11 protein-coding genes are annotated in these 12,518 nt (G+C 41.9%); 6 read left to right on the forward strand and 5 right to left on the reverse strand.

The window, feature by feature from the left end:
* Positions 1-26: 26 nt before the first annotated feature.
* Complete coding sequence (locus EV146_RS00810; RefSeq protein WP_132000840.1) at positions 27-782, reverse strand: SDR family NAD(P)-dependent oxidoreductase; 756 nt, start codon at positions 780-782, stop codon at positions 27-29.
* Between the two features lie 381 nt (positions 783-1,163).
* On the opposite strand from EV146_RS00810, the gene EV146_RS00815 reads away from it, so the two are divergent.
* The 6 genes from EV146_RS00815 to EV146_RS00840 all read left to right on the forward strand — a co-directional run bounded on the left by EV146_RS00815 (position 1,164) and on the right by EV146_RS00840 (position 6,760).
* Positions 1,164-2,387, forward strand: a complete 1,224-nt coding sequence (locus EV146_RS00815) for a glycosyltransferase (RefSeq protein ID WP_132000842.1) — start codon at positions 1,164-1,166, stop codon at positions 2,385-2,387.
* A gap of 36 nt (positions 2,388-2,423) precedes the next feature.
* Complete coding sequence (locus tag EV146_RS00820) at positions 2,424-3,425, forward strand: glycosyltransferase family 4 protein (RefSeq protein WP_132000844.1); 1,002 nt, start codon at positions 2,424-2,426, stop codon at positions 3,423-3,425.
* A gap of 121 nt (positions 3,426-3,546) precedes the next feature.
* Positions 3,547-4,845 carry a nucleotide sugar dehydrogenase gene (locus EV146_RS00825; RefSeq protein WP_241993770.1) on the forward strand — a complete coding sequence of 433 codons (1,299 nt, stop codon included), beginning with the start codon at positions 3,547-3,549 and terminating at the stop codon, positions 4,843-4,845.
* 34 nt (positions 4,846-4,879) lie between these two features.
* Complete coding sequence (locus tag EV146_RS00830; RefSeq protein WP_132000846.1) at positions 4,880-5,983, forward strand: DegT/DnrJ/EryC1/StrS family aminotransferase; 1,104 nt, start codon at positions 4,880-4,882, stop codon at positions 5,981-5,983.
* A gap of 210 nt (positions 5,984-6,193) precedes the next feature.
* Positions 6,194-6,553: a DUF2642 domain-containing protein gene (locus tag EV146_RS00835; RefSeq protein ID WP_158286960.1), complete on the forward strand. Its 360-nt coding sequence runs from the start codon at positions 6,194-6,196 to the stop codon at positions 6,551-6,553.
* Positions 6,554-6,556: 3 nt separating this feature from the next.
* Positions 6,557-6,760: a hypothetical protein gene (locus tag EV146_RS00840; RefSeq protein WP_132000850.1), complete on the forward strand. Its 204-nt coding sequence runs from the start codon at positions 6,557-6,559 to the stop codon at positions 6,758-6,760.
* Between the two features lie 3 nt (positions 6,761-6,763).
* Here EV146_RS00840 and EV146_RS00845 read toward each other — a convergent pair whose 3' ends face one another.
* From EV146_RS00845 to EV146_RS00860, 4 genes are all read right to left on the reverse strand, one after another.
* Positions 6,764-8,041 carry a glycosyltransferase family 2 protein gene (locus tag EV146_RS00845; protein ID WP_132000852.1) on the reverse strand — a complete coding sequence of 426 codons (1,278 nt, stop codon included), beginning with the start codon at positions 8,039-8,041 and terminating at the stop codon, positions 6,764-6,766.
* 151 nt (positions 8,042-8,192) lie between these two features.
* Positions 8,193-10,055: a monovalent cation:proton antiporter family protein gene (locus EV146_RS00850; RefSeq protein WP_132000854.1), complete on the reverse strand. Its 1,863-nt coding sequence runs from the start codon at positions 10,053-10,055 to the stop codon at positions 8,193-8,195.
* Positions 10,056-10,067: 12 nt separating this feature from the next.
* Positions 10,068-11,450: a magnesium transporter gene (mgtE, locus tag EV146_RS00855; RefSeq protein ID WP_121609567.1), complete on the reverse strand. Its 1,383-nt coding sequence runs from the start codon at positions 11,448-11,450 to the stop codon at positions 10,068-10,070.
* A 160-nt stretch (positions 11,451-11,610) separates the two neighbouring features.
* Positions 11,611-12,516 carry an RluA family pseudouridine synthase gene (locus EV146_RS00860; RefSeq protein WP_132000856.1) on the reverse strand — a complete coding sequence of 302 codons (906 nt, stop codon included), beginning with the start codon at positions 12,514-12,516 and terminating at the stop codon, positions 11,611-11,613.
* Between the last annotated feature and the right edge of the window lie 2 nt (positions 12,517-12,518).

Below are 12,518 nucleotides of genomic sequence, written 5' to 3' on the forward strand. Positions count from 1 at the left end.
ATCACTCAAATCCTTTCTGTCATAATTCAAAAATTCAAATGGGATTGGCCGCCATCAACATTAATGGTCGAGCCGACAATCCACGATGACTTTTCCGAAGCCAGAAAAACAGCCACATTTGCAATCTCTTCCGGACTTCCCAGGCGTCCTGCCGGTATCCTGCTTTTGCTGTAGTTTTTTATAAAATCAGGGTCCTTTTGCAGCCGTTCCAACCAGATTTTATTTGGATGAAACACAGCCCCAGGCGCAATTCCATTAACACGAATATTGTCTTTTATTATTTCTGTGCTGAACGATTTGGTAAAACTGATCAAGGCAGCTTTTGAAGCGTTGTAAGTGGGATGCCCCCCTGCTTCTCTGCCATAAATAGAGGCAATATTAATAATGGAGCCGGCTCCATTTAATTTCATGTAGTAGGCGGCCAGCTGGCTTAAATGGACAGCAGAAATGAAATTTAATTGCATGGCTGCTTCAAACTCCTGCAAGGAAGTATTCATTACCGTATCACCATGGCTGGCACCTGCATTGTTAATGAGGATATCAATTCCGTTGTAACGGTTTATGAAGCTTGCTATTAAATCTTCTCTTTCGGACTCACTGGTAAGGTCAGTTTGAAATATGTCTGCTCCTAATTCTTTTTTGGCTTTTAAAAGTTCGTCCATATTTCGAGCAGCAATACCAACTATTGATTGTTCTTTTATAAAGGCTGAAGCAATCGCTTTGCCTATCCCCCTTGATCCTCCCGTCACCAAAACCCTTTTGCCTCTTAGGTTCAAGTCCAAATACCATCCCTCCCTCAGTTTTAGTTTCCCATCGTTATAACCATATGAGCAGCATTCAGACGTTGCTACATATTAGAAGAGAAATAACAAAAAAGCGGAGGGAATATATGTAAAATACCGAAGTTGTTAACCTCTTTATTTGAATTACTTTCAAGGAACAGATTTTTCTATCCCCTCATAAAGTAGTAGGAATGAACAACATCAGGATTGAATCTATGATGCCCGATGCAGCCTAATTGGAGCGAAATGAATTGGACACAAAGGATGCATATAATATGCGGTCCCTCTCCCCTGGCAGGAAAATTTCCAAATAAGAAGCCAAAAGGCTTTTACATGAAGGGTAAGTCACTAGGACATGGAGAAAGGTTTCGAGGAGGGAAAATGAAAAAGAAAGTATGTTTTTTAGTTGCTGAGCACCCTTTTTTAGATGCAAGGATCTTTAAAAAGGAAGCCAAAACACTTTTAAACAACGGATATGAAGTAACGATGATTGTGCCCAGGATTAATGGAAATTTATTCGATATCGATGGGACACCATTTACCAATGAGTTTCCGTCAAAGACCTTCATCCATGAAGGAGTTAACATTATTACCTATGACAGGGTTTATTTGGAGGATAAGATTAAGTATCTTTACTATAATATTCAATCATATTGCCCTGACCGTTTTTCAGATTCTTTGACCCAGCTCGGCATTGCCCTTGAAGCAGACATCTACCATGCACATGAATATTTTTCCCTGTATTCAGGGTTCGGCATTAAACGGGCCCTGAGATCAAAAGGAAAAAAGGCAAAGTTAATTTATGACAGTCATGAATTAGTCCCTGACCCTTTGGAGCATAACAGCACAAAATCAAGGAACTACATGGAAAAAATGCTTCACTTAATGCTTAAGGAAGTAGATTTTATCATTACTGTTTCAGACTCGATAAAGTCATGGTATCTTACCCTCAATCCTTCTGTCCCTGTAGAAGTTATTTATAACTCCCCTCCCCTATCCAATGATATCCTCCTAAATGACGTTTATAAAAACCAATTCTTGGCTGTACATGAAGGGTTTATTGGCGGGACAAGGGGCAATTGGGATAAACTGCTGAAAATCACTGAAATTTGCAGCAAGACAATGGACTTTAAATTTAAAGTTATTGGAGGAAAAAGAATAACGGATCAAAACCAGTTAACCCTCCCTGACCATCTATCAAAACGGATTGAAATAATCGGCTGGATGGATTATAGCTCTATCTCCAACGAAATAAAAAATGCGGATGTTGGCTGGATTGATTTAAATGTCACTCGTTCCCTGAATAACAAATATGCAATGCCCAATAAGTTTTTCAGTTATTTGAACAACGGAGTGCCTGTTTTAGTTAATAAATGTACAGATATGGAACAATTTATTAACACTCATCAATGCGGTCATGTCATTGATAAGCTGGAGGCATCTGCGGAGGATTATGCAGAGGCCATCAACTGCCTCTTCCTAAATAGAAACAAACTGAAGGAAATGAGCATTAACGCCAGAAGAATAATGAAGGAAAACTACAGCTGGGACCACATGCAAAAGCGCCTCTGTTCTGTCTATGAGAATCTGAAGGCTGAAGAGTAAGTTCCCTTTATTAAAATAAGAAAGGACTGCAGGAAATTGAATGTATTGCATATTCCTTATGGATCACCAATGATTGATTTGTGCAATGCCCTCCGCTTAGAGGGGATCCATGCAACCTCTTGTCATTTTTACAGTAACAGGTATAATTTCAAGCCTGACCTGAACCTTCATTTAGATTCATTTGCCAGCAATCTGCGTGAAGAGAAGATAAAGGAATTTATCAATCAAGCATTGGATAAGTATGATATCTTTCACTTTCATTTTGGGGCAACTTTCTTGCCTGATAAAAGCGACCTCGAAATTCTAAAAAGGGCCGGAAAGAAAATGGTTGTACATCATCATGGATCGGATGTCCGCATGCTTTCCAAGGCGGCACAGCTCAACCCTTATGTCCGTGTAAAACCAGGATGGCCTGAAGAAAAAATCTTAACGGACCTTTCCGTTTTGTCCAGCTATATTGATCATGCTTTTGTTCAGGATTTTGAGCTGGAAGGCTATATTAAAGACTTTTATAAAGAAGTTCATGTTGTACCTCACGCAATTAACCCCGATCAATTTCAGCCCAGCTATCCCGAAGCAAAAAGTTCTCCTCTAATCGTACATGCACCTACCCTGCGTGACTTAAAAGGAACGGAATTCATCCTGGATGCTGTTAAGGAATTAGAACAATCTGGCCTTTCATTTGATTTCAAACTAATAGAAGGCCTGACGTATCAGGAAACACAAAACCTGTTATCCAAAGCGGACATCGTGATTGATCAGCTTAGAATTGGGGCAAGCGGTTATATAAGTACAGAGGCAATGGCATATGGAAAACCGGTCATTTGTTACATTCGCCCTGATTTGGTTGACAAATACCCTTCAGGATTCCCTATTGTCAATGCCAATCCAGATACAATAACGGCAGTTCTAAGAAACCTTATAAGCCAGCCTGACAGTTGGAAGGAACTCGGCAAACATGGCCGCTCTTATGTTGAACGCAATCATAGTACGGCTAAAGTAGGAGCGTCCTATATCGAAGTGTATAAAAAGTTGTAAAGAACTTTAATCGAGGCACTCCCTAAAAAAAATAAAAGGGATATATTCGTCCAAGCAACCTCAATAAACCAACATATTTTAACAAGAGTATTAAAAGGTTAAAAGAAAAGAGGTTTTGCTAATGACAAATATGAATCAGCCATTGGAGAATGTAGCAGTGGTTGGTCTTGGGAAGATCGGACTGCCTTTAGCCGCCACTTTTGCAAATAATGGCTATAACGTTTTCGGTGCAGATGTCAATGAAAAGGTAGTCTCTTCTGTCAATCAAGGGAAGTCACATGTCAAAAATGAGCCTGGTTTGGAGGAATTAGTAGAGAGTGCATACAGGATACGCACCTTAACTGCGACCCAGAACACAGCAGAAGCAGTCAGGAAATCCAACATTGTTATCGTCATTGTTCCCGTTCTCGTCGATGACCAGAATCACGTGGATTACACCTATATTGATTCCGCTGTTGAGAGCATTGCAAAAGGGATCACAAAAGGAACCCTGGTTGTTTTTGAAACCACTATTCCTACTGGGGACACAAGAAACCGCTTTGGGAAGCGGATTGAAGAAGTCTCAGGATTATCAATGGGGGAAGACTTTTATCTTGCATACAGCCCGGAAAGGGTTTATTCCAACCGGATTATTGAAGATTTGAAAAAATATCCAAAGGTTGTGGGCGGTTTAGATAAAAAAAGCCTTGAACTTGCTTCTTCATTTTACAGAAAAGCTTTGAAATGTGAGTTAATCGAGGTCAGTTCTCTTGAAACAGCTGAATTTTCCAAGGTTGCGGAATGTGTTTACCGGGATGTAAATATCGCATTGGCCAACGAATTGGCCAAGTTCGCCGACCAAAAAGGTGTCAAAATGTCTGAAGTAATTCAAGCGAGCAATAGCCAGCCCTATTCAAACATTCACTATCCCGGAATTGGAGTTGGAGGACATTGCATTCCGATCTACCCATATTTTTTCATTAACCGGGGGTTAACAAACGGTGTGACGGAGCTGTCAAGAACCATCAATGACACGATGTCTGATTATGCTATTGCCAAGATTGAAAAAGAAATGGGCTCTCTTCAAGGGAAAAATGTTCTTATTTTAGGCTTGGCATTCAGGGAAAATGTGAAAGAAACAACAAAGTCTTCCACACTTCTATTGATAAAGCAGCTTAAAGAAAAACAAACAAAGATTTACGTAAATGATCCATTATATACAGACAGCGAAATTGCAGGCTTCGGTGTTACTCCTCTTTCCTTGGAGGATGAAACGGCCGCTGAGATGGATGTTGTCATCCTTCAAGCGTTTCATAAGCAATACGAAACACTTGCTTTTAGTAAATTTGCTAGCTGCAAGGTCCTCCTCGATGGCCGTAATGCTTTAAATTCAGCTGATATCAGCCAGGCAGGAATTAAATATATTGGTATTGGAAATTAAATGACAAACCTCAGAAAGGATGAATAATAGTGCTATGATTCCGATGGTAGATTTAAAAGAAGAGCTGGAATTTTTAAGAGAACCTATCTTAAAGGCAATCACAGAGGTATTGGACAGCGGTGAATATATTTTAGGGCCAAAAGGAAGACTTCTTGAAAAACAAGTAGCTGAATATGTAGGGGCTTCCTATGGAATTGGGGTTGCAAACGGAACAGATGCCCTGTACCTTGCCCTTAAAGCACTGAACATAGGACCCGGTGATGAGGTCATTACTACACCTTTCACTTTTTTTGCTACAGCAGAGGCCATAGCTGAAGCAGGTGCGACCCCCGTCTTTGCCGATATTGAAGGAGACACGTACAATATAAATCCGCTGGAAATCAGAAAAAAAATCACGCCTAAAACGAAAGCGATTATTGTTGTTCACTTATATGGCCGAGCAGCCAAAATGGATGAAATCATGGAAATAGCCAATCAGTTTAACCTAAAAGTAATCGAAGATGCCTGCCAGGCCATTGGAACGGAATATAACGGAAAAAGAGCAGGAGCAATAGGGGATATCGGCTGTTTTTCCTTTTTCCCATCCAAGAATTTAGGGGCATATGGAGACGCAGGGATGATCGTAACAAGTGATACGGACCTTTATGAAAAAATCATTGCACTTAGAAACCATGGAAGCCAAGTTCGATATGTACACTCGACCATAGGAGTAAACAGCAGGCTTGACGAATTTCAGGCTGCCATTCTGCTAATTAAACTAAAATATTTGGATATTTTTCTGCACAAAAGAAAAGAAATAGCAAAGAGATATACGATGGAACTAAGTACTCTTGCAGATAAAACTCCTCCTGTCCTGGAGACGAGGGAGCACACCTTCCATCAATATTGCATCGAATTGGAGAATCGCGATCAGGCCGCAGCTTACTTGAGTCAAAACGGAATCGCATCCGCCATCTATTATCCCATTCCGCTTCATCTTCAGGAGGCATTTAAGGATTTAAACTACCAGGAAGGGGATTTTCCCGTGTCAGAGAAGGCTGCCAAGAGAGTGCTGGCACTTCCTATTTATCCAGCTATGACCTTTGATATACAGAATAAGATTATCTCTGCACTAAAAGACTATTTAAATACAAATTAAAAAAATAGACTGGTTGTTTGCGGATTTCCTGCCAAAATAAGCCATTCGCCGGGGTATTTTAGAAAACAAGCCATATAATACAGCATGGTAGAAATACCAAATACTATTCTAGAAAGGATGATTCTTTTGTCAATCAATTCAGGATTAGGGAGTCTCATGGGTATCGGTCCTGCGATTACGGGTGGAGTTTTCTCACTATTAAATTCTGCTATGGACGATCTACTAGCTATCAATACTCAGCAACATTGTCATAACCATAACCATCACCATAACCATCAGCATAAGCCGCATAAACCACACAAACATCCGCGTAGACGTCATAGGAGAAACCCAAGCTCTCCAGCAAATCCACCAACAATTCCGGCTCCAATTATTCCAGCTACAATCAGAGGTCTCTTATCAGATCTTCTAAATGAGCAAATACAAATCACAACACCATTTACGACACTCACTGGTACTGTCATCTCTGTTGAAATGGATTATGTTGCCATGGTAGAGCCTGGGGGAGAACTATACTTTGTAAGGCTGGATAAAATCAACACTGTTACCAGGGTTACAAGGGGGGTTTAATCAATGTTACCATTTTTAGTACAAGAATTGGCAAGACGTATCGGAGAACGCGTTGAGATTGCCCTGGATGAAACCTACATTGAAGGTGTTCTTTCGGCAGTTTCAGGAGACTTGATCACGGTGGTTTCAACTTCCGGCTATGCAGCTGGCCCTGTAACCAATATTGCAGTTGATGCTATTAACTATATCAGCTTTCCCCAAGACTAATCGTTAATCAAGAAACTTTAAGAAATCGTTCCAATTGGAACGGTTTCTTTTTGTGATGCTTGATGGATGCTCCCTTACGTTGTAAACGGTAAAATCATTGTATACTAACCGTCCTCTTTTTAATAAATTATTCAATACAGACACATCCTCGTACATCCTGCCATCTTCAAATTCTATCACTGGGAACCCATTAGTTTTTAAAGCCGTGGACCGATAGATTCGCGGCCCTAAAGGAAATTGATAAGAGGTTAGTTCCCTCTTGCTGCTTACAGGGTGGCCCTTGCGGATACCCTTATACTGCAGGCTGCCTGGTCCTCTCTGTTTCCATGTCCTCAGGTTTCCATAAAGGACAATGACATCTTCAGAAAGATTTAAAAGATGTTTCCGAATTATTGACAAGGCATCCGGATCAAGCCAGTCATCCGCGTCCAATTCTAGAACAAAATCGGTTTGAATATGAGGCAGCAGCTCATTCAATGCCCTGGCTTTCCCTCCGTTTTCTTTCCTGAAAATTTCCACTCCTGAATGAGCACTCCATTTTTCTAGTTCCTTGTATGAATGGTTGGTTGAACCATCATCGATAATAAGGACTTGATCAGCCTGAAAGATCTGCAGCAAACAAGAGCTGATGGCTGTTCCTACATATTGTTCCATATTAAAATGAGCAAGAATTACCGAGATGGACGGTGTCTTTTCAACGAATGGGAATTTCTTCTGGTATTTCTCGATAAACTCTATTATTGGAAGGGCACTTCCGGTTCCCTGTATTTTTTTTGAAGAAACAAAGTCTCCTTTATGGATCACCATCCCGGTGTGTTGAATTGAAGCAACCCATGCGGGCATTAGGGCCTCGCTGAATGGGAATGAATAACTTGACAGGAACTTGTGTTTTTTAATATAAGAAGTTCTTATTAAAAAAGGATGGAGGAGGGTTTTATCTTTGATCGAATGGGAGAAGGTTATTATATTTTGGTTCTCTTCCAAACCAAGCTTAAGCCTGGAAATCTTTGAATTAATGCACATTCCATCTTGTAGTATCAGAATGTATTCGCTGGAAATGGTATGTATGAAGGAATCCAGCCTCTTGCCCAGATTATTTTCGGTTACTTTTATATATTTTATTTGGTATGAAGGGTGAAATCCTCCAAAGGCGGCATCCTCCTTCTCCCCCAAAACTGTTATACCTTCCAAACGATGACTAATGAATTGCAGGGAAGCAATGGTTTGATTTAAACAAGAAGAATGCGGATAACAAATAAGAATAACATGGATATTCTTCATTGGTCTCCTCCCGTGTACACCATTTTAGGTATATGTATATGCCGCCCAATCTATAATATCTCCTGCGTCGTCCCGCCAGTTTGCTACCCCACCATAATAAAAGGACCCGCCATATCAATGGCGAGGCCCCAATAGCAATATATCATTTAAATCAATACCATCTGCCTGATTCCAGCTCGGTCCGAAGTTCATCTACATATTCATTGGACCCAGTTACAATCAGCCTGTCATGAAGCCGCAGCTCTGTATCTCCATGAGGGACGATGGAGTCTTTTCCTCTGAGGATCCGAACAAAAATGACATCTCCCGTAAATGGGAATCTTCTAAGTGTCATGCCGTCAAAATGGTCATTCAGCATCCTGATTTCATGCAGGGAAGATTCCTGGTTGGTCAGGATGTTGATGATACCAGGAGATTCAATCAAAGCACGCAGCAGGGTGGTTGTTGACATCAGGACGGAGAATACTTCAATTCCCTGTTCCCTCAGTGGAGGTTCAAGCTCAGGATTTTCTATCCTGGCAATGACACGTTCGGCCCCTTTTTCTTTAGCTGCCATTGCAATATCAGCATTCGTATTCTCATCGCCGGTAGAAATGACAATGATGTCTGCTGTGAAAATAGCAACTTCTTCAAGTGATACAATGGAATAGTCTTCTACCTCTACAATGTCAAAGACCGAACTGGCAATTTGCTTATCTGCTTTATCCTGTTTCGTGTGATACAGAACTGGTTCATAGTGGGAAGAATTCAGTTCCCTCGTTACTGGCAGTGTCATTTGATTAGCGCCAATCAACGCGACCTTTAGCTTCTTATCCTCTGCCGCACTGCGAGGGAACATTTTCTTGAACACAATTGGTGTCAGAACACACGATATGACAGCAACCAGAATAAGTGTACCGCTCATTTCCGGGGTAATGACACCCATCCGTTCCCCAATTGTAGCAGCAGCAATCACCAGCGACAAGGTGGAAGTAAGCAAAAAGCCGGATGCAATGACCGTATTTTTGTCATACCACTTCTTTAACAGGAAAATTGGAATTAATTTTGACAGCAGGAGTGCAATCAGCAGCAGCGGGATGAGCAGCAGCATCTTTTTCTCACTCAGTAATGACCATAAATCCAATTCCACACCAATCATGACGAAAAAGATCGGGATGACAAAACCATATCCAAACGAATCAAGCTTATGGATCATTTCCTGGTCAGGTGACAGCAAGGAAACTAGTACCCCTGCAAGAAAAGCTCCAAGGATGTTCTCGGCCCCTACAGTTTCAGAGATGGCGACCAATACAATTAAGAGTGTAAATACAGCCCTTGTGCCGATCTGCGTTGTTCCTGATGCCAGAACGGAGACAAAATTTCTGCCTTGGAACCGCTTGGCAATAAAATACAGCCCAACTCCTGCAGCAAACAAAATGAGGAGAAGCCAGGTATTCCCGCCTTCTTTATCATATAAAGAAACAAACACGGCCAGGAGAATCATAGTGACAAGATCTGCAATGACTGCAATAAGAAGGATGATCTGGCCAATGTTGGTTTTCATTAGATGGGCTTCTTTTAAGGTCGGTACGACAACACCCAATGAGATAGTCGAAATAATTAAAGTCATCAAAAAAGCATTGTCAATAAAGCCGGCAAGTACGAATAAATAGGATAACCCCAGGGAAGCAATAAATATCCCGGCAAATATGATCGTTGAAATCATAAAGGTATTGGGTTCAGCCTTGCCGTTGGGCAATTTCTTCCCTTTCTGATTTTTCATGGAAAAGGCACTAAAATCAATTTCCAGACCACTTAAGAACATTAGAAACAAGAATCCCAGAGTTGACAGGATCTCCAGCCATGCATCTTCATGTACGAGGTCTAATCCGCTTTTCCCTATGATCAACCCCATGATAATTTCTGCTACTACTACAGGAACGAAGCGCAGTTTGAAACGATGGAGCAGAATTGGTGTTAAAAACGCGACAATAATTACAATTAAAAGTGACATAATGGAACCATGCTGTTCCATCCCATCCCCCCTTTACTCAATAAGATAACTCATAAATGCAGTCGCAATTCCAAAATAAATCAGGATTGAAATAATATCATTTATTGTTGTAATAAACGGCCCCGAAGCCACAGCCGGGTCAATATTTAAACGGTGCATGATGAGAGGCACGAGCGATCCCGCCAATGTTGCCACTATCAGCGTTATAAAAATGGAAATGCCAACAAGACAACCAAGAAAGAGGTCCCCTTTCCAAAAGTAAACAACTAGTGTAATTAGGACTCCACAGGTTAGACCGGTTATGAAGCCGGTGCCTGCTTCCCTGAGAATAATCTTCCACTTATTTTCTTTTTCCAAATCACCTGTCGCAATCCCTCGGACAGCCACAGCTAATGCCTGTGTGCCTGTGTTCCCTGCCATCCCGGCAATCAAGGGAATAAATACAGCAAGGATGGCCACTTTATTCAGTGTTTCCTCGAAACGCCCTATCAGGCTTGCGGTAAACATCCCAAGGAAAAGAAGAATGACCAGCCATGGCAATCGCTTCTTTGCTGCTGTGAATGGGTTCCTGTCGATTGAATCCAGATCAGCGATACCTGCAAGCTTTGAATAATCATCCGAAGCTTCTTCTTCCATGACATCCATAATGTCATCGACCGTAATGATTCCTAACAGATGGTCCTGAAAATCCACAACTGGAAGGGCAAGAAAGTTGTAGTCTCTCATCATCCTTGCTACTTCTTCCTGATCTTCTCCGACTGATACGGAAACAACACGATCATACATGATTTCTGAGATCATGGCGTCGTCCTCACTGACAATCAAATCACGGAGGGAGAGTACCCCCACCAGGTGCCGATCCTCATCAATCACGTAAACATAATAGATGGTTTCAGCCCGAGGTGCTTCATTTTTGAGGATATGCATGGCAGAACGGACTGTCTGATTAGCGACAATCGCTATATACTCAGTAGTCATAATGCTCCCAGCTGTATATTCCTCATAGTGGAGCAATTCCTTGATTTCGTCTGCTGCTTCTTTGTCCATAATCGTTAAATAACTGACAACCTGGTCCTTTTCGAGCTCGTTCAAAACATCTACGGCATCATCTGCGTACATATTTGAGAGCATATCGGCAGCATAAGATGGGGACATCTCCGCAAGAACTTCGCGATATTCATGTTCTTCCCCATCCAGATTTTCAAACAAACCAGCCATTTCTTCAGGAGACAGATAATGATAAATATTCAATCGGTCTTCTTCATCAAGCTCTTTGAAGAATTCAGCCTGATTGTATGGATGCATATCAAGGAACTCGTTGCGGAACTGAACAATGTTCCCTGTTCTTAGAGCCTCTGTTAAAAGTTCTATATTAATATATTGCCTGGGCGTTGTCTCTTGATTTGCTTCAGCCATTTCCACCATTCCCCCTTTCAATGAGCGGCCATTATGAGTGAAGATTGGAGCTTCTTTTATTTTTCCACAATGACTCTTTTTATTATCCTTTATACGTCAGTCTGAAACCTCATCCCGACATTCAGGGAGTTTTTTTCATCCCAGAAAAAGCAAGCCATCATTATACTGGCTTGCTTTGATCCAGGATGCTGTTCATATCAGCAGGAAGCGGTGCAGTGAACGTCATTTCTTTTTGTGAGAAAGGGTGGATAAAGCGAATGTTTTTGCAGTGCAATGCCTGCCTGTTCAGCTGCTCTATTCCCCCTCCATAGAGATCGTCTCCAAGCAGCGGATGATTCACATACGACATGTGCACCCGGATTTGGTGAGTCCGGCCTGTTTTCAGCCGGAGTTCCACGTAGCTAAAGCCTTTCAGTTCCGCAATCACCTGATAGTATGTACAGGCATACTGTCCATCCGGACGAACTTCCCGTTCAATGATGCTTGTGGCTTTCCTTCCAATCGGTTCTTCAATTACGCCCTTTTTTTCTGTAAAGATTCCCTCTGCGAAGGCTTCATAAATCCTTTTCAAATGACCAGCCTTTTGCTGTTTGCTCATCAAGTGATGTACATGCCGGTGCTTGGCGACCAGGACAACCCCGGATGTATCCCGGTCCAGACGTGTAACGATATGGCATGTTGCCTCATTTCCAATGTCCCGGTAGTACCCAACCAGCCCATTTGCCAGACTGCCAGTGGGATGCTCCCTTGATGGAATGGTGCTCATGCCGGCTGGCTTGTCAATGACCAGCAGGTATTCGTCTTCGTACAGGATGGATAGCGGGATGTGTTCTCCCTTTAACCCGGGGGATGCTTCTTCCGGCGGGAAATATACCTCTACCTGGTCGCCGGCTTCCAGAATACGCCTGACCGTAACAGGGGACCCATTAACAAGAAGACGGCCGCCCTTGAATTTAATATCCGTTAAAGCAGCTTTCGAAATTTCCCGGGAAGATAAAAACTCTCTAAGCATTTCCCCTTGATCTTCCGGTTCCGCGGCCCATGCTAATTTAAACTGATTTCCCATAA

The organism is Mesobacillus foraminis, assembly GCF_004340465.1.
GTDB classification, from domain to species: Bacteria; Bacillota; Bacilli; order Bacillales; family Cytobacillaceae; genus Mesobacillus_B; species Mesobacillus_B foraminis.

Coding starts and splice junctions, on each gene's coding strand:
- EV146_RS00815 (WP_132000842.1), top strand. CDS start 1,164: ATGAAAAAGAAAGTATGTTTTTTAGTTGCTGAGCACCCTTTTTTAGAT.
- EV146_RS00825 (WP_241993770.1), top strand. CDS start 3,547: ATGACAAATATGAATCAGCCATTGGAGAATGTAGCAGTGGTTGGTCTT.
- EV146_RS00830 (WP_132000846.1), top strand. CDS start 4,880: ATGATTCCGATGGTAGATTTAAAAGAAGAGCTGGAATTTTTAAGAGAA.
- EV146_RS00835 (WP_158286960.1), top strand. CDS start 6,194: ATGGACGATCTACTAGCTATCAATACTCAGCAACATTGTCATAACCAT.
- EV146_RS00840 (WP_132000850.1), top strand. CDS start 6,557: ATGTTACCATTTTTAGTACAAGAATTGGCAAGACGTATCGGAGAACGC.
- EV146_RS00845 (WP_132000852.1), bottom strand. CDS start 8,041: ATGAAGAATATCCATGTTATTCTTATTTGTTATCCGCATTCTTCTTGT.
- EV146_RS00850 (WP_132000854.1), bottom strand. CDS start 10,055: ATGGAACAGCATGGTTCCATTATGTCACTTTTAATTGTAATTATTGTC.
- mgtE (WP_121609567.1), bottom strand. CDS start 11,450: ATGGCTGAAGCAAATCAAGAGACAACGCCCAGGCAATATATTAATATA.
- EV146_RS00860 (WP_132000856.1), bottom strand. CDS start 12,516: ATGGGAAATCAGTTTAAATTAGCATGGGCCGCGGAACCGGAAGATCAA.